Origin of the sequence: Nocardia sp. NPDC050378, from assembly GCF_040655675.1 — a bacterium.
GTDB classification, from domain to species: domain Bacteria; phylum Actinomycetota; class Actinomycetes; order Mycobacteriales; family Mycobacteriaceae; genus Nocardia; species Nocardia coubleae.
Map to the genome: position 1 here is coordinate 68,898 of NZ_JBFAKI010000020.1, position 20,144 is coordinate 89,041.

At 69.1% G+C, this 20,144-nt stretch carries 20 protein-coding genes; 6 read left to right on the plus strand and 14 right to left on the minus strand.

Annotation, left to right across the window (positions count from 1 at the left end):
* Positions 1-10: 10 nt before the first annotated feature.
* A complete protein-coding gene (guaB, locus tag AB0I35_RS28845) occupies positions 11-1,555 on the minus strand; it encodes an IMP dehydrogenase (protein ID WP_067490877.1) in 1,545 nt (514 codons plus the stop codon).
* A 214-nt stretch (positions 1,556-1,769) separates the two neighbouring features.
* On the opposite strand from guaB, the gene AB0I35_RS28850 reads away from it, so the two are divergent.
* On the plus strand, positions 1,770-2,183 hold the full coding sequence (locus tag AB0I35_RS28850; RefSeq protein ID WP_022567296.1) for a DUF5319 domain-containing protein: 414 nt from the start codon (positions 1,770-1,772) through the stop codon (positions 2,181-2,183).
* Between the two features lie 128 nt (positions 2,184-2,311).
* On the opposite strand, the gene AB0I35_RS28855 is transcribed toward AB0I35_RS28850, so the two are convergent.
* From AB0I35_RS28855 to AB0I35_RS28865, 3 genes are all read right to left on the minus strand, one after another.
* Positions 2,312-3,382: an anti-sigma-D factor RsdA gene (locus AB0I35_RS28855; protein WP_357399484.1), complete on the minus strand. Its 1,071-nt coding sequence runs from the start codon at positions 3,380-3,382 to the stop codon at positions 2,312-2,314.
* Entirely contained in the window at positions 3,375-3,953 is a 579-nt protein-coding gene (locus AB0I35_RS28860) for a sigma-70 family RNA polymerase sigma factor (protein ID WP_067490881.1), read from the minus strand. The genes AB0I35_RS28855 and AB0I35_RS28860 overlap by 8 nt, the downstream gene beginning before the upstream one ends.
* A gap of 156 nt (positions 3,954-4,109) precedes the next feature.
* The gene (locus AB0I35_RS28865; RefSeq protein WP_357399485.1) at positions 4,110-4,940 is read right to left on the minus strand and encodes a hypothetical protein; all 831 of its coding nucleotides are present in this window, start codon (positions 4,938-4,940) and stop codon (positions 4,110-4,112) included.
* Between the two features lie 621 nt (positions 4,941-5,561).
* Between AB0I35_RS28865 and AB0I35_RS28870 the strand changes: the two genes are divergently transcribed.
* The 3 genes from AB0I35_RS28870 (at position 5,562) to AB0I35_RS28880 (ending at position 6,863) form a co-directional block, all read left to right on the plus strand.
* On the plus strand, positions 5,562-5,855 hold the full coding sequence (locus AB0I35_RS28870; RefSeq protein ID WP_022567299.1) for a WhiB family transcriptional regulator: 294 nt from the start codon (positions 5,562-5,564) through the stop codon (positions 5,853-5,855).
* A gap of 179 nt (positions 5,856-6,034) precedes the next feature.
* The gene (locus tag AB0I35_RS28875; protein ID WP_067490885.1) at positions 6,035-6,610 is read left to right on the plus strand and encodes a sigma-70 family RNA polymerase sigma factor; all 576 of its coding nucleotides are present in this window, start codon (positions 6,035-6,037) and stop codon (positions 6,608-6,610) included.
* A 1-nt stretch (position 6,611) separates the two neighbouring features.
* Positions 6,612-6,863: a hypothetical protein gene (locus tag AB0I35_RS28880; RefSeq protein ID WP_357399486.1), complete on the plus strand. Its 252-nt coding sequence runs from the start codon at positions 6,612-6,614 to the stop codon at positions 6,861-6,863.
* Positions 6,864-6,919: 56 nt separating this feature from the next.
* Here AB0I35_RS28880 and groL read toward each other — a convergent pair whose 3' ends face one another.
* A complete protein-coding gene (groL, locus tag AB0I35_RS28885) occupies positions 6,920-8,533 on the minus strand; it encodes a chaperonin GroEL (protein ID WP_357399487.1) in 1,614 nt (537 codons plus the stop codon).
* 78 nt (positions 8,534-8,611) lie between these two features.
* On the minus strand, positions 8,612-8,911 hold the full coding sequence (gene groES / locus AB0I35_RS28890) for a co-chaperone GroES (protein WP_067490891.1): 300 nt from the start codon (positions 8,909-8,911) through the stop codon (positions 8,612-8,614).
* A 366-nt stretch (positions 8,912-9,277) separates the two neighbouring features.
* On the opposite strand from groES, the gene AB0I35_RS28895 reads away from it, so the two are divergent.
* Positions 9,278-10,777 (plus strand): Hsp70 family protein, encoded by a 1,500-nt coding sequence (locus tag AB0I35_RS28895; protein WP_357399488.1) that lies wholly within the window; start codon positions 9,278-9,280, stop codon positions 10,775-10,777.
* A 167-nt stretch (positions 10,778-10,944) separates the two neighbouring features.
* Here AB0I35_RS28895 and tsaD read toward each other — a convergent pair whose 3' ends face one another.
* The 7 genes from tsaD to AB0I35_RS28930 form a co-directional block, all read right to left on the minus strand.
* Positions 10,945-11,988 carry a tRNA (adenosine(37)-N6)-threonylcarbamoyltransferase complex transferase subunit TsaD gene (gene tsaD, locus AB0I35_RS28900; protein ID WP_357399489.1) on the minus strand — a complete coding sequence of 348 codons (1,044 nt, stop codon included), beginning with the start codon at positions 11,986-11,988 and terminating at the stop codon, positions 10,945-10,947.
* Positions 11,989-12,052: 64 nt separating this feature from the next.
* The gene (gene rimI / locus AB0I35_RS28905) at positions 12,053-12,568 is read right to left on the minus strand and encodes a ribosomal protein S18-alanine N-acetyltransferase (RefSeq protein WP_357399490.1); all 516 of its coding nucleotides are present in this window, start codon (positions 12,566-12,568) and stop codon (positions 12,053-12,055) included.
* Complete coding sequence (gene tsaB / locus AB0I35_RS28910; RefSeq protein WP_357399491.1) at positions 12,565-13,254, minus strand: tRNA (adenosine(37)-N6)-threonylcarbamoyltransferase complex dimerization subunit type 1 TsaB; 690 nt, start codon at positions 13,252-13,254, stop codon at positions 12,565-12,567. Before tsaB ends, rimI begins: the two co-directional genes overlap by 4 nt.
* Before the next feature lie 66 nt (positions 13,255-13,320).
* Positions 13,321-13,776 carry a tRNA (adenosine(37)-N6)-threonylcarbamoyltransferase complex ATPase subunit type 1 TsaE gene (gene tsaE, locus AB0I35_RS28915; RefSeq protein ID WP_357399492.1) on the minus strand — a complete coding sequence of 152 codons (456 nt, stop codon included), beginning with the start codon at positions 13,774-13,776 and terminating at the stop codon, positions 13,321-13,323.
* Positions 13,769-14,839, minus strand: coding sequence for an alpha/beta hydrolase (locus AB0I35_RS28920; RefSeq protein WP_357399493.1), 1,071 nt, complete (start codon positions 14,837-14,839; stop codon positions 13,769-13,771). Before AB0I35_RS28920 ends, tsaE begins: the two co-directional genes overlap by 8 nt.
* The gene (gene alr, locus AB0I35_RS28925) at positions 14,836-15,990 is read right to left on the minus strand and encodes an alanine racemase (RefSeq protein WP_357399511.1); all 1,155 of its coding nucleotides are present in this window, start codon (positions 15,988-15,990) and stop codon (positions 14,836-14,838) included. Before alr ends, AB0I35_RS28920 begins: the two co-directional genes overlap by 4 nt.
* A 276-nt stretch (positions 15,991-16,266) precedes the next feature.
* Positions 16,267-17,739 carry an NAD(P)H-hydrate dehydratase gene (locus AB0I35_RS28930; RefSeq protein WP_357399494.1) on the minus strand — a complete coding sequence of 491 codons (1,473 nt, stop codon included), beginning with the start codon at positions 17,737-17,739 and terminating at the stop codon, positions 16,267-16,269.
* Positions 17,740-17,812: 73 nt separating this feature from the next.
* Here AB0I35_RS28930 and AB0I35_RS28935 point away from each other — a divergent pair, with 73 nt between their 5' ends.
* On the plus strand, positions 17,813-18,232 hold the full coding sequence (locus AB0I35_RS28935; protein ID WP_357399495.1) for a cupredoxin family copper-binding protein: 420 nt from the start codon (positions 17,813-17,815) through the stop codon (positions 18,230-18,232).
* Between the two features lie 3 nt (positions 18,233-18,235).
* Here the strand turns inward: AB0I35_RS28935 and glmS are convergent, their stop codons facing one another.
* Positions 18,236-20,113 carry a glutamine--fructose-6-phosphate transaminase (isomerizing) gene (glmS, locus tag AB0I35_RS28940; RefSeq protein ID WP_357399496.1) on the minus strand — a complete coding sequence of 626 codons (1,878 nt, stop codon included), beginning with the start codon at positions 20,111-20,113 and terminating at the stop codon, positions 18,236-18,238.
* Positions 20,114-20,144: the final 31 nt, after the last annotated feature.

Genomic DNA, 20,144 nt, shown 5'->3' on the forward strand with positions numbered 1-20,144 from the left:
TCTATTGTACTCAGCCGCGGCCGGTGTAGTTCGGGGCCTCGACGGTCATGGTGATGTCGTGCGGGTGGCTCTCCTTGAGGCCCGCGGCGGTGATCTGCACGAACTGGGCGCCCTGGAGGTGCTCGATGTTCTGCGAACCGGTGTAGCCCATCGCGGCGCGCAGGCCGCCGACGAGCTGGTGGATCACCTGGTTCACCGGGCCACGGAACGGGACGCGGCCCTCGATGCCCTCGGGGACCAGCTTGTCCTCGGCGAGCACGTCGTCCTGGAAGTAGCGGTCCTTGGAGTAGGACTTGGCCTGGCCGCGGCCCTGCATCGCGCCGAGCGAACCCATGCCGCGGTAGCTCTTGAACTGCTTGCCGTTCACCAGGATCAGATCGCCGGGCGACTCGGCGGTGCCCGCGAGCAGCGAGCCGAGCATCACCGTGGACGCACCGGCGGCGATGGCCTTGGCCACATCGCCGGAGTACTGCACACCACCGTCGGCGATCACCGGCACACCGGCTGGCTTGCACGCCGCGACGGCCTCGAGGATCGCGGTGATCTGCGGCGCGCCGACACCGGCCACCACGCGGGTGGTGCAGATGGAGCCGGGACCGACACCCACCTTGACAGCGTCGACGCCGGCCTCGACGAGCGCGGCGGCACCGGCCCGGGTGGCGACGTTGCCGCCGACGACCTGGATGCGGTCGCCCACTTCGGCCTTCACCTTGGCGACCATCTGCAGCACCTGCGACTGGTGCCCGTGCGCGGTGTCGACGATCAGCACGTCGACGCCCGCGTCGGCCAGGGTCATCGCGCGCGACCAGGAGTCCTCCCCCACACCGATCGCCGCACCGACGAGCAGGCGGCCGTCGCGGTCCTTGGTGGCGTTGGGGTACTGATCGGTCTTGACGAAGTCCTTGACCGTGATGAGCCCGCGCAGGCGGCCGTTGCCGTCGACGATGGGCAGCTTCTCGATCTTGTGGCGGCGCAGCAGACCGAGCGCGGCCTCGGCGGTGACGCCCTCCTGGGCGGTGATCAGCGGCGCCTTGGTCATCACCTCGTCGACGCGGCGGTCCTGATCGACCTCGAAACGCATGTCGCGGTTGGTGATGATGCCGACGAGCGAACCGGTCTCGTCCACCACGGGCAGGCCCGAGATGCGGAAACGGGCGCACATGGCGTCCACGTCGGCGAGGGTGTCGTTCGGCCGACAGGTGACCGGGTCGGTCACCATGCCCGCCTCGGACCGCTTCACGGTCTCCACCTGGGCGGCCTGATCGGCGGCCGACAGATTGCGGTGCAGCACACCCATGCCGCCCGCACGCGCCATGGCGATCGCCATGCGCGCCTCGGTGACGGTGTCCATGGCCGAACTCACCAGCGGGGTGCGCAGCGTGATGTCACGCGTGAGCCTGCTGGAGGTCTCGACGGAGCTGGGGATGAGATCCGAGGCGGCAGGCAGCAACAGCACGTCGTCGAACGTGAGGCCGAGCATGGCGATCTTGTTCGGATCGTCGCCACCCGTAGGAGGGCGCACCGCGATTCGTTCGCCCGACACGGGATTACTCATTCGGATCGACCCCTCCTGGTCGTCGGAGTACCGACGCAGGAGATGACGCGCGTCGGTGCTGAGCGGAAAGCTTGATGGTCGGTGAGAACAAGCTCGCCGACGCCTGCATTCCATGGTATCGGTCGGCCGTGACACGCTGTGCAGTGAGCCCTCGCGCAAAACTTGCCAGGTGCATCGCTGGCGCAGACCGGCCACCACTGCGTACCGTGGGGTTGTGCGTGACCATCTACCACCTGGCCTGCCGCCGGATCCCTTCGCCGGAGACCCCTCCGACCCGTCTGCCGCGCTCGATGCCATCGAGCCCGGTGAGCCGCTGGATCCACATGAGCGCCTCGCGGTCGAGGAAGATCTCGCCGACCTCGCGGTCTACGAAGCCCTGCTCGCCCATCGTGGCATCCGCGGGCTCGTCGTCAGCTGCGAGGACTGTCGGCAAGATCACTACCACGACTGGGACATGCTGCGGGCGAACCTGCTGCAGCTACTCGTCGACGGCACTGTACGGCCGCACGAGCCCGCCTACGACCCGACGCCCGAGGCGTACGTCACCTGGGACTACTGCCGCGGCTACGCGGACGCCTCGATGAACGAGGCCTTCCACGGCGACGGGTTCGACGGGTTCGACAACTGAGCGCTCACTGATCGGCGGGCCGAGCACATGTGGTCCCGCGTGAGTCGCGCACGCGCCGGACGGCCCCCGATGCGGACGACACGAAAGAGGCCCCGAACCACTGTGGTTCGGGGCCTCTTTCGTGTCGATCAGGGAGTGCCGGGAAGCGACGGGATCGAGATGGTCGGAACGGCCGTCGGCACAGGCTGCGTAGGCGGAACCGCCGTCGGAGCGGTCGGCGGCGGTTCTGCGATGGTCGTCGGGGGTTGGGTCGGTTCGGGGGTGACCGGCGGCGGCGTCGGTGGGACCGTGGTCACCGGCGGTGGCGACGGCTCGGTGGGTCGGGGATCCACGGTCTCCGGGGCAGGCGTGAGCATGATCTCCGGCGGCACGGTGGAATCCGTCGTGCCCGAGTTACCCGGGTCGATCGGCGCCGCGGGGTCGGTGGTCCCCGGCTTGGCCGGCGACGGAGAAGGTGCGGACGGCGACGAAGACGGTGCGGTGGTACCCGGCAGCGGCGCGGGCGGCAGCAGCGACCCGAGTTCGGGTGCCTGCTTCACCAGCTGATCGCGCAGCAGGTTCCAGCGAGCCAGCAAGTCCTCGCGCTTCTTCGGGTCGCTGACCTGATCGGCGGTCGCCGAGGCCTGCTCCAGCTTGGCGCGAGCCTGTTCCGGATTGCCCGCGGCGATCATGTTCTGCGCGGCGGCCAGGTCGTCGTCGGCGCGAGCCACGACGGTGGTCTGTGCTTGTTCGCTGAACACGACTTCCTTGACCCGCCACAGCGGATCACCGGGTGCCGCACTGTAGGAGAACGCCGTGACACCGCCGAACACCACGGCGAGTGCCGCGGCGGACCCCAGCAGGGGCCGGACCAGACGCAGACGTCCGCGCGAGGAGGCTCCGGTTCGAACCTGCCTGGCACCGATCTCCTGATCGACCGCCGCGAAGACGGTGTCGAGATCGGGGCCCGCCGGCATCGGCTCGGCCAACAGATCGGCCCGCCAATCCGCGAGCAGTGACGCCAGCTGGAACTCCTCGGGGCTGTCGGTATGCACCGGCCCGTCGCTCGCGATCGCGTCGATCAGCGCATCGTCGCTGCGCACCGCCGCGATGTCGACCGGACCGGAATCGCCGGTACCCTCGGCGGCGTAGGGACCGCTGTCGTGCGACCCACGCCAAACCTTCCGGTCGCCTCGACCGCGCTCGCCATCCCTAGCCATACATTTCACCTGCCCTCGCCACTTGTGACTTCAGTTTTGCGAGTGCCCTGTGCTGGGCCACCCGTATCGCCCCCGCCGTGCTGCCCACGGCGACTGCGGTTTCCTCTGCTGACAGACCCATCACCAGTCGCAAGATCAGGATTTCCCGATGTTTCTCGGGGAGCGTGGCGAGCAGAGTGTTCATCTGCCTGCTGGTCTCCGAGTCGAGAGCTCGCTGTTCCGGTCCGTGGTCGGTGGATATGACATCTGGTACTTCGGCCATCGCCTCCGCCTTGTTACGGGCGGCATTGCGGTGGGCGTCGGCGACCTTGTGCGAGGCGATCCCGTACACGAAGGCCATGAAGGGCCGACCCTGATCCTGATAGCGGGGCAGGGCGGTCATCACAGCCAAACAGACCTCTTGCGCAACATCGTCCGCGGAGAGCTGCCCGCGCTCCGCGGCACCGATCCGCGCCCTGCAGTAGCGAACCACCAAGGGACGGACCAGTTCCAGTACCTGAGCTAAAGCGGTCCTGTCGCCCTGCGCAGCCGCAGCGACGGCGAGGTCCAACTCTTCGCCCATATGCGTCATCGTCAGAGATTTTCCTGGCGTTACGAGTGGCGCGGTCACATGTGACCGAGCTTCCACCGATGTGGCGGAACGGAACTAACAATAGCGACCCGATGATCACCCGCCAGCGGCCCCGGGTTGTTCTGAGGGTGCTCTCAGGAAGATCACCGGGCGGCCTCATCGGGGTGATGACCGGAAGTGTCCCCCGAGGGAACGGATATGTGCGGTGTGATCTGCGGCTTCGTTCGCGGCGGCCGCCGCGGCGGTGGGCTCCGCGGCCACTCCGGCGCGCAGCATCGCGCACGCCCAGCGCAGGGGCAGCAGGGCGTTGTCACGGCACTCGGAGTCGATTTTCTCGGCCAGTCGCGCGGCCGCCGCGAGCTCTCCGGCGGCGGCGGTGGCGGCAGCGACGAGCAGTGCCGATTTCACCCGGTGCCGCACCGAGGGAAGGTCCTCGGCCAGCGCGGCGGCGCGCGTGGCGTCGTCCAGCGCGAATTCGCCGCGGGCCAGCGCGGTTTCGGCGCGGACCCAGTGCCAGCGCACCCGCGCCCGGGCAGGCGCCTCGTCGAGCAGCGGTTCCACCCGGCCGAGCAGCCGGGCGGCGAGGGCGAGGCGGCCGGTGCCGAGGGCGTCGGCGGCCAGACCGGTGTAGGCGTCGGCCAGGGCCTCGGCGCGGGCGGCTCCGGTCGCGGCGCAGGCGAGGCGGGCCGCGCGCCCGTCGTTGGCGGCGGCGGCGCCGTGCCAGCCGAGCTGACGCAGCAGCGAGCCCGTGGTGCTCTCGACCAACGAGGCCAAGCCGGGATCGAGGCGGGTGCGGGCGAGTACCCGCAGGTCGGCGCGGGCGGCGGCGTAGTGGCCCTGCCCACCGAGGGCGACCGCCCGGTGCCAGCGCGAGCGCGGGTCGGCAGGCTCCGGCAACTGCGCAGCGGCCCGGCCGGGGGTCGGACCGAAGGCTGTCGAAGCGAGGATTTCGGAACCGATATCCGCCGATGAGGCCGCAGTATGCACGCGGTGACTCTAGCTCCCGATGGTCATCGTCGTTTCTCGTGATATGTCACCACCGCCGCCGGGCAGCAACCGTTCAGCTTTTCTTTCCGTGCCCGATGTTGCCATCAGGTAAATCTCCGCTCCCGGATGCCCCCGGCGCAAAGTCTCGAATTCACATGCGTTTCTCGCAATTAACCTGAGGGTCCTCTTTGTGCCATGTCCGAGGTTACGGTCCCGGGAGCCCCTGTGACCCGGCGCACGCCGCTGAGCGGGGCGTCGAGCCCGCCAAATGCGTCAAAATGGCTGTCACCAGGGGAAATAGCCGTGAGCTTCCACAGACCCACTCGACCCATCCATAGCCAACCGAACAGTATGGACGGACAGGGAGTGAAATGTAAACAGTTCGCAGGTTAAATTTCAGCGTTGATGATTTGCTGAACCAATGCGCGGAACTATTGACGGAATTTCCCGCCGAGCCCTAACGTAGCTCATCGCCGGGAACGGCGCCGCGCGAAATTGCAGCGACCATCCACTCGGCACCGTCAGGCACCGTCGAGCCGGCCACTCAACCGAGGGGCCGCGTTGACCTGCCGCACCACTCGCTCGACAACGCTGACGAGCTCGCACCACAAGGAGTTCACCATGCCCATGCCCACCCACCTCCCCGGTCCGAACGCCGACGTCTGGGATTGGCAGATGCGTGGCTCGTGCCGCGGCCAGGACTCGGCCGTCTTCTTCCACCCCGACGGCGAACGTGGCCGCGCCCGCACCGCGCGCGAGATGCGCGCCAAGGAGATCTGCCGGGCCTGCCCCGTACTCATGCAGTGCCGCACCCACGCCCTCAAGGTCAGCGAGCCCTACGGCATCTGGGGTGGCATGTCCGAGACCGAACGCGAGATGCACGCCCGCCGCAACCGGCGGCGCATGGCGGTCTAGAGCCCTTCGCGGAACCCTCCGCAAATCCGTTCCCATCCATCCTGCGTGGGGCGCCGAATTCCTAGCAAACAGCTGGCACCCGATTCGAGGCACCCCGCTCGCAGGGGTGTCATAGCCTCGGGCTACATTCGTGACCGATGACACAGAATGGGTTCCGAAGCGAAGCCTTCCCACCGAGCGTGGATTCTGCGGTTACCGCACGCGCGGCCGAAGGAGTCGAGCTAGCTGCACTGTTGGAACGATGCGGCCTTGCCGACCAGCAAGCCTTTGCCGAACTGTACGACCGGACCTGCGCCCGCGTCTTCGGCCTGATCCTGCGGGTGCTCCACGACCCCGGGTACGCCGAGGAGACGACGCAGGAGGTCTACCTTCAGATCTGGCGCACCGCAACGAGTTTCGACCCCGCCAAGGGGTCGGCGGTGACCTGGCTGATGACGCTGGCCCACCGCCGCGCGGTCGACCGGGTTCGTGCCGAGCAAGCCCACACCCAGCGCGAGGTCGCGTACGGGATCCGGGTACTCGGTCACGAATTCGACGAGGTCACGGAGGAGGTGGAACGCAGACTCGAACAGCAGGCCGTCCGGCGCGGGCTCTCGACATTGACCGAGACCCAGCGCGAGGCGATCTCGCTCGCCTACTACGGCGGGCGGACCTATGCGGAGGTAGCTCAGCACCTCGGCATCGGATTACCGACCGTTAAGTCCCGGATTCGGGACGGATTGACACGACTGAAGAAAAGTTTGGGGGTGACGTGAGATGAACGACGCCCAGATCGATCTCGCGCACACCGTCGCGCTCGGATTGATCGACGACGAAGACCATCACGCGATCCAGACCATCATCGATACCGAAGACCCCACCCTGTGTACCGAGTTTCTGCACGAGATCCGCGCCACCCGCACGGCTCTCACCGAACTCTCGGAACTCACCGCCACCCCACCACCCCCGTCTCTGCGCGCTCGGCTACTGGCCGCGATCGAGGCCGAGGAACCACCCGTAGCCAGCTAGACGCACAACGAAAGGCCCCCGGACCCGACAGGTCAGGGGGCCTTCGTCATGTCAACTCAGTGCGCGTGACCGTGACCGTGTCCGTGGTCGTCGGCCTCCTCGGCCGGCTTCTCCACGATGGCGCTCTCGGTGGTCAGGATCATCCGGGCGACGGACGCGGCGTTCACCACGGCCGAGCGGGTGACCTTGACCGGGTCGACGACACCATCGGTGAGCAGGTCGCCGTAGGTGAGGGTGGCGGCGTTGAAGCCGTCCTTGCCCTCGGCCACCTTGCTGACCACCACGGCGCCGTCGAGACCCGCGTTGGTGGCGATCCAGAACAGCGGCGCCTCGAGGCCCTTGCGGACCACCTCGACACCGACGGCCTTGTCGCCGGTCAGCGAGTCACGCAGCTCCACCAGGGCGGCGGCGGCCTGCACCAGCGCCGAGCCACCACCGGGGACGATGCCCTCCTCGACCGCGGCCTTGGCGGCGGCGACCGCGTCGTCGACGCGGTACTTGCGCTCCTTGAGCGCGGTCTCGGTGGCCGCGCCGACCTTGATCACCGCGACACCGCCGGCCAGCTTGGCGAGGCGCTCTTCGAGCTTCTCGCGGTCCCAGTCGGAATCGGTGGCCTCGATCTCGCGGCGCAGCTGCGCGCTACGGGCCGCGATGTCGGCCTCGGTGCCCGCACCGTCGATGAGGACGGTCTCGTCCTTGGTGACGACGACGCGACGCGCCTGACCGAGCTGCTCAAGGGTGGCCTCGCGCAGGGTGACGCCGAGATCGGGGTTGATCACGGTGCCACCGGTGACGACGGCGAGGTCGTCGAGGAACGCCTTGCGGCGGTCACCGAAGAACGGCGCCTTCACCGCGACGGCCTTGATGGTCTTGCGGATCGAGTTGACCACCAGGGTCGACAGCGCTTCGCCGTCGACGTCCTCGGCCACGATCAGCACGCCCTTACCGGACTCGGCGATCTTCTCGAGCACCGGCAGCAGGTCGGGCAGCGAGCTGATCTTGTCGCGGTGCAGCAGGACGTAGGTGTCCTCCAGCACGGCCTGCTGAGTTTCGGGATCGGTCTGGAAGTAGGGCGAGAGGTAACCCTTGTCGAACTGCACACCCTCGGTGACGACGAGTTCGGTCTGCGTGGTCGAGGACTCCTCGACGGTGACCACGCCGTCCTTGCCGACGGTGGTGAGCGCCTTGCCGACCATGTCGCCGATCTCCTCGTCACGCGAGGAGACGGTGGCGACCTGGGCGATGGCCTGGGCACCCTCGACCGGGGTGGCCGCGGCGAGCAGCACCTCCGACACCTTCTCGGCGGCGAGCGCGATGCCCTGGCCGAGCGTGATGGGGTTGGCGCCCGCGGCGACGTTCTTCAGGCCGGCGCGCACGAACGCCTGGGCCAGCACGGTGGCGGTGGTCGTACCGTCGCCCGCGACGTCGTTGGTCTTGGTGGCGACGCTCTTGACGAGCTGGGCGCCGAGGTTCTCGAAGGGGTCCTCGAGGTCGATGTCACGCGCGATGGTGACACCGTCGTTGGTCACGGTGGGGCCACCGAAAGCCTTGGCCAGGACCACGTGGCGGCCGCGTGGGCCGAGGGTGACCTTGACCGCGTCGGCCAGCTTGTCCACACCGCGTTCCAGTGCCCGACGAGCCTGCTCGTCGAACCGGATCTGCTTGGGCATTAAAAGCTCCTGTGTTTTAACGCATTCCGCCCCGGGTCGGTGAAGACGCCGGGGCGGAACGCTGGTGCGGCGTCGGCCTTACTTGGTGACGACGGCCAGGATGTCGCGCGCCGAGAGGATGAGGTATTCCTCGCCCTGGTACTTGATCTCGGTGCCGCCGTACTTGCTGTAGATGACGACGTCGCCTTCCTTGACATCGACGGGGATGCGGTCACCCTTTTCGGTGATCCGGCCCTCGCCGACGGCGATGACGGTGCCCTCCTGCGGCTTCTCCTTGGCCGTGTCCGGGATGACCAGGCCGGAGGCCGTCGTCGTCTCGGCCTCGTTGGCCTGGACGAGGATCTTGTCCTCGAGCGGCTTGATGTTCACGCTCGCCACGTTGAGCCCTCCACTTTCAGGGGAATTCGGTTGTCCGGAACTGTTGCCCCGGACCGGGTTCGGTTCAGCATGCGACCCTGCGCGCAGGCCCCGTCGTCGCGGGTGCCGGGACTCCGAGCCCAGTAGTCGTCGATGGCACAAGCACAGCTACACAGTGCCGACTAGCACTCTATACGCGAGAGTGCCAGCGCTCAAGGTCGGGTTCTGCCAATGTCGCATTATCGACACGCCCGCGCGTAATGGTGATCTTCACATCGACCGGATGAATCTGTAACGTTCGCATAACAAGCTGTGACAGAGTATGCATATCGTTCCATTCGAGATGGTCGGCCTCCGTTGGAACCATCCGCTCGAAGGGAGGTGAACATGCGAACATCCCTCGGCATTTCCGCCGGGAACGAGGTGGTGTGCTCGGCTCTGGTCGCCACCGCTCCATCCGGCGAACAGAACTTCGACTACCGCGTCGTCTCCGCCGACGCCGCCCACTCCGACCTCGGCGACCTCGTGTCGTCGTCGATCGAATTGATGACCAACCAGTTACCCGTGTCCCAGCAGCACGTGGAGCTGGATGGTGAACCGCTCGGACGCTACTCCACCGGCGCGCACCGCCGTGCCGTCGCCACGCGCTCGCGTCCACCGACCAGTGTGGCCGTCGCCTACCGCAACCGCGAGCAGGCCCAGGCCATCCGGGCCGCGTGTTCGCACCACCGCGATCTGCACCTGGTCCCCGAAGGCGCCGCCGCGCTCGCCTATCTGCGCGATACCGGTCTGCTCGACCGGTATTCGACCGTGGCCGTGGTCGACCTCGGCGCCACCGGCCTCACCGTCACCGTGGCCGACCGGGCCGACGGTACGGTCCTGCACACCGAACGCACCCCGACCCTCAGCGGCAACGCCATCGACGAGCTGATCTACCACCACCTCGTCGACCTGCACTACGCCCGGCGCGGGACCAGGCCCAACCGCCAGACCCTCACCAATCGCGGTCGCGCGGCCAAGGAACACCTCACTGTCGCGCCCGCCGTCACCATCGACCATGTGGCCGGGCAGCCGCTGAAACTCACGCGCTCCGATTTCGAAGAGCTCATCGGCGGGCTGCTGCGCAATATCGCGGTGTTCTCGGCCTCGGTGTTCACCAGGGCGCCGAAGTACCCCGAGGCGGTCGCGGTGATCGGCGGCTGCGCGAACATCCCGAGTGTCGTCGACACCCTCGACGCGCGCCTGGACGTCCCCGTGGTCACGGTGCCCGATCCCGAGGCCGTGATCGCCAAGGGCGCGGCCCTGCTCGCCGACGCGGCGGCCCCCTCGGGTCTACAGGTGGCCGCCCTCGGCGACGCGCCGAGCGGCACCTTCGCCAAGGTGATCGGCACGCTGGCGGGTGCGGTGGTCGTGGTCGGGCTGGTGATCGGTTACGGCGTGCGGACCATCTCGCCGGATGCCCCCGACGTGACGCCCGCAGGCACCAGCAGCACCGTGCGCCAGCCGCCGTTACCCGTGGTGCCGCAGGCACCGACACCCACCTATCGAGAGAGCACCGACCGCACCGGGGTCACCGTGGCCCCGCCGGTCGTCGAGTCGCCCGCTCCCTCCCAGGAGCCGACCACCACGACACCGCCGACGTCCACACCGTCGACCACCCCCGCGCCGTCCCCCTCGCCCACGACGACGGCACCCACCCTGCGCCCCGACCCGAACCTCCCGCAGATCCCCTACCCCGAATCGCCGGGCGGCATCAACAGCGGGTCCGGTCGCGGCCAGCAGCGTCCGTCGACGCCGAACACCTCACCCACCCAGGCACCGGCCAGCAGCAGCCTCGTGGTTCCGCCGCCGACAACAGGCGTAACCCCCCTCGTCCCGGTCAACTAGAACTTCTGCGGGGGCCCACCGGAACCGGCACCCAGAAGCACAGGCTTGACCAGCAGAGCTGCGAACCAGGCCCAAGGCGGACCAGCACCAGCGCAGGAGCCATCGGCCCAGGGACGGCAGCCTGAACTTCGCGGGTCGACCGAACTCTCCGCAGCGACCGAGCAGATCTAGCGCAGCGCGCTCACCGACACCGGCAGCCCCGGGTCGGTCGCCACTGTCAGCTCGGCGGGTTCAGCGCCCGCGGCGATCACATGCGCGCCGAGAGCCGCGATCATCACACCGTTGTCCGTGCACAGTCGCGGCTTGGGCACCCGAAGGGTCAATCCGGCTGCGGCGCAGCGCTCCTCGGCCAGCGAGCGGATCCGCGAGTTCGCCGTGGCACCGCCGCCGAGCACGATCGTGTCGACACCGACATCGGTCGCCGCGCGCACCGCTTTCATCGTCAGCACATCGGCCACGGCCTCCTGGAACGACGCGGCGATATCCGGGATCGGAAGCTGGTCGGGCGTGCTGCCCCGGCGCTGCGCGGCTTCCACATACCGCGCGACCGCGGTTTTGAGGCCGGAGAAGGAGAAGTCGTAGCGGGCGTCGCGCGGGCCGGTCATGCCGCGCGGGAAGGCGATGGCGCGCGGGTCGCCGTCCTGTGCCATGGCGTCCAGCGCGGGGCCACCGGGGTAGCCCAGGCCAAGCAACCGGGCGACCTTGTCGAACGCCTCGCCCGCGGCGTCGTCGACGGTGCTGCCCAGCTCGATGATGGGCGAGCCGAGATCGCTCACCTGCAGCAGATGCGTGTGCCCACCCGACACGAGCAACGCCACCGCTGGCGGCAGCGGACCGTGTTCGAGGGTGTCGACCGCGACATGCCCGCCGAGGTGGTTGAGCGCGTAGAACGGCACGTCCCAGGCCGCCGCGTACGCCTTGGCGGCGGCGACACCCACCAGCAGCGCACCGGCGAGACCGGGCCCGATGGTGACGGCGAGCGCGTCCGGCTTGCTGATCCCGGCGGCTGCCAGCGCGCGGCGCATGGCGGGCACGATCGCCTCGAGGTGTGCGCGCGAGGCGATCTCGGGCACCACACCGCCGAAACGGGCGTGCTGGTCGACACTCGAGGCCACCTCGTCGGCGAGCAGTTCGACCGACCCGTCGGGGTGACGGCGCACGATGCCGACACCCGTTTCGTCGCACGAACTCTCGATCCCCATGACGATCACGCCGCGACCCCGCTCACAGTCGATCCGATCCGGTAGGCGAATACGGCAGCACAGCGTGCGCCGTTCACGACAGCACCTCGTCCTGGCGACCGCGCGCGGCCCACTCGTCGGCCGCGGCGGTGAGCTCCGGACGCCGCATCGTGTACGCGTCCGCACCACTCGGGTGGTAGTAGTTCTTGCGCAACCCGATGATGTGGAAGCCGTGCTTGGCGTAGAGCGCGATCGCGGGCGCGTTGTCGGTGCGGACCTCGAGGAACACCGGGCCACCGCGCTCGGCCGCCGTCGCCAGCAGTGCCTCGAGCAGCAGGGTCCCGATGCCACCGCGATGACACTGCGGGTCGACCCCGATGGTGTGCACCTCGGCCTCGGGATGGGCGTTGTCACCGAGCAGCGCGATGCCCGCGTAGCCGACCATGGTGTCGTGCTCGTCGCGGGCGGTGATGTAGCGGTTGTGCGCCCCGGCCAGTTCGGACCGGAACGACACCGCCTGCCAGGGATCGTCCTCCGGGAACAGCAGGTGTTCGAGTTCGACGCAGCGGTCGATGTCGTGCACGGTCATCGGGGCGATGCGGTAGGTCACGAGGCGCCCGCCAGGGTGCGGAAGCTGTTCTCCACGGCGTCGGGCCGACGCAGGTACAGGGGCACGAGCGCCTCGGGCACCGCACCGGCCAGCAGGGCGGGCGCGGCGACGGCGACCAGGCCCGCGGGCGACGGCGTCTCGTTCGGCAGGACCGGCAGGTCGAAGTCGTCGACGTGGGCGGCCGACCCCGCGATGGCGACGGCGTCGCCCAGCGGTACGTCGGCGGGTTTGCACACCTCGGGCCCGGCCACACGCGCACCGTCGAGGTAGCGCGCCCAGTACACCTCGCGCCTGCGCGCGTCGGTGACCACCAGCAGTTCGCCGGCCTCGCGTTGTTCGCCCGCGCTGTCGGCGGCGATGGCGTCGAGGCTGCACACGCCGTGCACGGGTAGCCCGAGCGCGTCGCCGAAGGCGGCCGCGGTGGCCATGCCCACGCGCAGGCCGGTGAACGGGCCGGGCCCGATCCCGACGACGACGGCGTCGAGGTCGGCGCGGGCGACCCCGGCTTCGGCGAGGCATTCGAGGATCTGTGGGGTGAGGACCTCGGCGTGGGCGCGTGCGTCGACCTTCACCCGGGTGGCGAGGGTGGCCACGGCGGGTTCGGAGTCCGCGTCGTCGGCCGGTGACAGATGCACCAATCCCGCTGTAACGGCAGGTGTCGCGGTGTCGACTGCTAGTACGAGCATGATTGTCTCAACAATACCGGGTGGTATCCGCGACCGGCGCGCACTGGTGGATCGGGTCCGCGCGCGTCAGCCGATCCATTCCCAGATCGCCGTGCGCACATCGGATTCCGGTTCCCTGACCAATTGCACGCGCAGGTGCCGGTCGGCGAGGTGTTCGACCACGCCCTTGCCCCACTCCACGACGACCACCGCGTGGTTCAGGTCGGTGTCGAGGTCGAGGGAATCGAGCTCGTCGAGGTCGCCGGCGAGCCGGTAGGCGTCGACGTGGACCATCGGCACCCCGGGCGAGCCGTCGGGTCGCTGCCCGGCGCGGTGGGCGCGCGCGATGATGAACGTCGGCGAGCTCACCCGCCCCTGCACACCGAGACCGGCGGCGATGCCCCTGGTCAAGGCGGTCTTGCCGGCGCCGAGTGGGCCGTCGAGCACCACCAGATCGCCGGGGCGAAGTGTCTGCGCGAGTTCGCGGCCGAGCGCCTCGGTGTCCTCGACCGACGGCAGGACGCGGGTACGTGGGTCAGCCACCGACGGCCTCCCCGCCGAAGCTCTCGGCGCCCGCACGGGCGAGCAGCCGGTCGAGCGCGTCGAGGGCCACCTGGGGGAACTGCAGGTGCGGCATGTGCGCCCCCTCACCGATCCTCACCAGCTCGCAGTTGGGCAGTGCCTCGGCGAGCAGGCGCGAGTTCTCGAACGGGATCACCATGTCGTGCGCGCCGCCGAGGACGAGCACGGGCAGCTTGTTCAGTGTCGGCAGCGCGGCCGATTCATCGTGCAACTCAATCGTTTTCAGGAACTTCTCGACCGTGGCGACCGGTGTGCGGTCGATCATCATGGTGGTGAATCGCGACAGCGTGGGACTCACCGGCCCGTGGAACGAGCTGACGTGCAGGATCGGCGTCACCACGTGCTTGCTCGCCGAGCGCCCGAACTGCACCAGCGCGGGCGCCGACCGCACCGCCAGCCCGAAAACGCCCAGCGCCGGATGCCGCAGCAGCTGCAGCAAGCCGGTCGAGGTGACCTCGGCAGCGGCGGTGTTGAGCAGGGCGACCCCGATCACCCTGGTGGCGAACAGGTCGGGGAACTGCGCGGCCGCCGCGAGCACCGCCATCCCGCCGAGCGAATGTCCGACCAGCACCACCGGCCCCTTCGGCGCGCAGGTGCCGATCACGGTCGCCACGTCGCGGCCGAGCTGGGCGATGGTGCAGCTGTCGGTGCTCGGCGTGCCGGAGCGACCGTGGCCGCGCTGGTCGAAGAACACCATCCGGATCCGCGGACCCCACTGCTGGGCCAGGTCGCGGCGCTGGAAGTGGAACGAGTCCATGCTGTTGCAGAAGCCGTGGACGAACACGAGCGTCACCTCGGCGGTGTCGTCGCCGTAGGTGCGGGTGGCCAGCGACACACCGTCGTCGGCACGGACCTCACCGGGCTCGTCCTCATCGATCAGGGCGAAGTTCTCGTCGCGGTACTCGTCGCGTTCGGCGGGCCAGCGCACCCGCGCGCCGATGCGGCGCAGCGTGTGGGCGAGGGCGAGGGCCCCGAGCACGCCGGCGGTGGCGAACCCGCCGCGCACCACCTGGCGGCGCCTCATCGACCGGTCCCCACGTAGCGGCGGACCGCGCGACCGCGTGGCGAGCACACGATCTCGTAGTCGATCGTGTCGAGCAGCCGTGCCCAGTCCAGGGCGTGCGGGTGTCCCGCGCCGCCACCGAACAGCACCGCCCGGTCGCCCGCGCGTACATTGCCGACGTTGTCGCCCAGGTCGACCATGAACTGGTCCATGCACACCCTTCCGACATTGCGGTGCAAAGCACCGCCCAGCCACACCTCGAAACGCCCACTGAGCGAACGGAACACACCATCGGCATACCCGGCGGGCACCAGCGCAACCGTGGTGTCGCGCGGGGCGATCCACCGATGCCCGTAGGAAACGCCCTCCCCCGCGGCCACTCGTTTGACGAGCGTCACCTCGGCCTGCAGCGTCATCGCCGGGCGCAACCCGAAGTCGCCGAGCTCCGGGATCGGAGAGAGCCCGTAGACGGCGATACCGGGCCGGACCAGGTCGAAGTGCAGGTCCGGGCGGGTGAGGGTGGCGGCCGAGTTCGACAGGTGGACCAGCTCGGGTTCGAGCCCGTGCTCCTTGGCCAGCGCGATGGCCTCGAGGAACCGTTCCCGCTGCCGGTCGATGGCGGGGTTGCCCGGTTCGTCGGCGTGCGCGAGGTGGGAGAAGATGGCGCGCAACCGCACCACGCCATCCTCGGAGAGGGCGCGCACAGCCGTCAGGACCTGCGGATACTCGGAGACCGCCACGCCGTTGCGGTTGAGTCCGGTGTCGACCTTGAGCGAGATCGTCGCGGTGCGCCCCGTCTTGCGCGCCGCCTGCTCGACCACCCGCACCTGCTCGAGCGAGGACAGTCCGATCTCCACGTCGGCCGCGATCGCGGCGGCGTAATCGGCGTCGATGGTGTTGAGCCAGCACAGGATCGGCGCGTCGATGCCCGCCGCCCGCAATTCCAGTGCCTCCGCGATCGTGGTGACCCCGAGTTCCCGCGCGCCCGCGCCCAACGCGGCACGCGCGACCTGCACCGCACCGTGGTTGTACCCGTCGGCCTTGACCACGACCATCACTGCGGCACCCTGTGCGAAGCCACGCAGCACGCGCACGTTGTGAGCGATGGCGTCGAGGTCGATGACTGTCTCCACTTGCACTGTTCTCTTCCGCCTCTCCGCGATCTTGGCCAGACTCGGGCTCGGAGCATCCTGGGGACGCGGCAAGCTTTCGAAGCGTGGCCGGGGCAGCCCGTACCCGGTGAGTTACCCATGTGCGCGCTTCCGCCTGCCGTCGACTCTAGGCCAGCTGTTGCGCCTCCCCGCGACTCAGGGCCGTTCCGCCTGCCCCTGACCTCGGCTGGGTTTGCACCGAAGCCGACGGGACCGGTCCTACAGTCGACCTACCAGTGGTTTTCGACGCATCGTCGGGCACAGATTCGTCACCCGCTACTACCGGCGGGTGTTCGATCACCTCGCCGAGAGTGGCGCCTGGGTTCCCTGTGGTTCGCGGGTCGGCGCGAGTTCCCGGAGTAGTCGCACCGCCGGTCGGACGTGGTTGAGCAGTGGGGTTGCCGAGATGGGCGCGCCTGCGGTCCGGGCGTCGTGAGCGGCCAGGTTGGCGGCGAGGGCGTGTACTCGGGCCGCGGCCGCCGCCGCCCAGGTCGGGGGTTTGCCTGCGGCGAGCAGGGCGCCGATGATGCCGGCGAGGATGTCACCGGAGCCCGCGGTGGCGGCCCACGATGCGCCCGCGTCGTTGACCAGGGTGGTCTCACCCGGGGTCGCGATGACGGTGGCGCGCCCCTTGAGCAGCACCGTCACACCCCATTGCTCGGCGAGGCGACGTACGGCTGTCACTCGGTCGGGTCCGAGCGCTGCCCCCGTGAGGCGGGCGAATTCGCCTGCGTGCGGGGTGAGGACGGTCGGGGCTCGGCGGTCGCGCACCAGATCGGGTTCGTGGGCGAGGATGCTGAGGCCGTCGGCGTCCACTACGACCGGCAGGTCTGTGGCGAGTATCCGGGCGAGCCCGTCGCGGGCGTCGAGGCCGACACCCGGCCCGAATACCCAGGCCTGCACCCGGCCTGTCTCGTGGATATTCGGCGCGGCAACAACTTCCGGGAGATGTTTCACGACCTCGGTATCACTGCCCGCGTAGCGCACCATTCCCGAGGTCGCGGCGACGGCAGCGCCCGTGCAGAGCACCCCGGCGCCCGGATATTTCGAGCTACCCGCACAGACGCCGGTCACGCCCTGCGAGTATTTGTCGTCGAAGGCGCCCGGTACCGGCCATCGGGCGCCTACCTCGGCCGGGTCGAGTTGCGCCAGCGCTGGAGCGGGGAGCTGTAAACCGATGGGCACCAGGACGATTCGTCCGCAACTCGCGGCCGCCAGAGCGTGTACCGGCTTGTAGGCCCCGAACGTCGCTGTCACGTCCGCGCGCACGGCGGGCCCCTCGATGGCCCCGGTGTCCGGGTCGACGCCGCTGGGCAGGTCGGCGGAAATGATCGGAACATCGACGGCGGCAACCATTTCCGCGGCCGCAGGTCGCAACGGTCCCTTGCCGGAGATGCCGACGATGGCGTCGACCACCACGTCGACCTCGCCCAGCCGATCGACCACTCGACCACCGGCCTGCCGAAAAGCCCCGAGCCCCCGCGCATGCGCGCGCTCGGGGTTCAGCAGCACCGCCTGCACCGCCACCCCTCGTCGCCGCAGCATCGCACCGGCCCACAGTCCGTCGCCGCCGTTGTCGCCGGAACCGACCAGCAGGCCGACCGAACGCCCGACCAGTCCCCCTGTACGCGAACGCAATTCATCGGCGACCACCCGCGCCAACCCGAACGCCGCGCGCCGCATCGGCACACCGTCGGGTACCCGGGTGAACAGTTCCGCCTCGGCCGCCCGGACCTGATCGACAGTGAAATAGTCACGCCGAGCAACCATCGTTCGCCTCCCGCCTGCGCCCGCCGCGGGCCACGACCGTCCCGCGATCGTTCGCAGACTACGCTGCACAACCATGTCGATGGTTCGTCACCGCGCCGCACGGGTTGCCGCCGGATTCACCGTGGTCGCCGCCCTGCTCGTCGCCGGTTGCTCCGGCGACGCGGACAACGCCGCCACCACCACAACCCGCAAACCCCGCCCGGTCAGCACCACGACCACCCCGTCGGTCCAGGTGGACGCCGCCCTCACGGTCGAGGTCAGCGACATGAAGTACAGCCCGGCCCAGGCGACCGTCAAGGTGGGCCAGACCGTCACCTGGAAGTTCTCCGACAAGGCCCCCCACAACGTGCAGGGCATCGGCGACAAGGCGATGGGCATCAACAGCCCCATCATCGACAAGGGCGAATGGTCCTACACCTTCACCCAGCCCGGCACCTACCGCTACCTGTGCTCCCTGCACCCCGACATGCGCGGCCAGATCACCGTCGAATAGGCCCTATTCGACGGTGACGGACTTCGCCAGGTTGCGCGGCTTGTCGACGTCGTAGCCGCGTGCCTGTGCCACCTCGGCGGCGAAGATCTGCAGCGGAACCGTCGACAGCAACGGCTGGAACAGGGTCGGGGCGGCCGGGATCTCGATGAGGTCGTCGGCGAACGGGCGGACCGTGTCGTCGCCTTCCTCCGCGATCACGATCGTGCGCGCCCCACGGGCCTGGATCTCACGAATGTTGCTGAGCAGCTTGGAGTGCAGCACCGCGCGGCCCTTGGGCGACGGCATCACCACGATCACCGGCAGACCGTCTTCGATCAGCGCGATCGGCCCGTGCTTGAGCTCGCCCGCCGCGAAACCCTCGGCATGCATGTAGGCCAGCTCCTTGAGCTTGAGCGCACCCTCCAGCGCCACCGGGTAGCCCACGTGGCGGCCGAGGAACAGCACCGTCGGCACGTGCGCCAGCTCGCGGGCGATGGCACGCACCTGCGGCGCGGTATCGAGCACCCGCGCGATCAGCTTCGGCATCGACTCGAGCTCGGCGAACTCGCGGGCCACCTCGTCGGGGTATTTGGTGCCGCGCGCCTGCGCCAGCGCCAGGCCGACCAGATAGTTGGCGGCCACCTGCGCCAGGAACGCCTTGGTCGAGGCCACGCCGATCTCGGGCCCGGTGCGGGTGTAGATCACCGCGTCGGACTCGCGCGGGATCTGCGCGCCGTTGGTGTTGCAGATCGCGAGCACGCGCGCCTTCTGCTCCTTGGCGTGGCGCACCGCTTCCAGCGTGTCGGCGGTCTCGCCCGACTGCGAGATCGCGACCACCAGCGTCGACCGGTCCAGCACCGGGTCGCGGTAACGGAATTCGCTGGCCAGCTCCACTTCCACCGGCACCCGCGTCCAGTGCTCGATGGCGTATTTGGCCAGCAGACCCGCGTGGTAGGAGCTGCCGCACGCCACCACGAACACCTTGTCGAATTCGCGCAGTTCCTGGTCGGCGAGGCGCTGCTCGTCGAGCACGATCCGGCCGCCGTTCTCGTCGACGACGAAATGCCCGATCAGGGTGTCGGCGACGGCGGTCGGCTGCTCCTCGATCTCCTTGAGCATGAAGTAGTCGTGGCCGCCCTTCTCGGCGGCGGCCAGATCCCAGTCGATGGTGAACGGCCTGCTCGTCACGTCGGAATTGCCGTCGAAGTCGGTGACGGTGTAGCTGTCGGCGGTGATGACCACGGCCTGGTTCTGGCCGAGTTCCACGGCTTCGCGGGTGTGCTCGATGAACGCGGTGACATCGGAGGCGATGAACATCTCACCCTGCCCGACCCCGACCACCAGCGGCGTCGACTGCCGGGCCGCGACGATCGTGCCCGGATGATCGGCATGGGTGAACACCAGCGTGAACGCGCCGTCGAGGCGGCGAAGCACGGCGAGGACGCTCGCGGTGAAGTCCCCGGCGGTCGGCCCCTCGGCGTACGCGCGGGCCACCAGATGCACCGCGACCTCGGTGTCGGTGTCGCTGAGCAGCTCGATCCCGGCGTCCTCCAGCTCGCGACGCAGCGGTGCGAAGTTCTCGATGATGCCGTTGTGGACCACGGCCAGCTTGCCGGAGGGGTCACGGTGCGGATGGGCGTTGCGGTCGGTCGGCGCGCCGTGCGTGGCCCACCTGGTGTGGCCCATTCCGCTGGTCCCGGCGAATTTCCCCGCACCCGCCTCGCCCAGTTCGGCTTCCAGATTCGCCAGCCGCCCCGCCTTGCGTTCGACCGCGATTCCCCCGTCCCCGTCGAGAATCGCCACCCCCGCGGAGTCGTAACCCCGGTACTCCATGCGACGCAACGCGTCGACGACAACGCCGAGCGCATCCCGGTATCCGACGTAGCCAACGATTCCGCACATGGTCCACCACCCTACTGATCGGATACTCTTC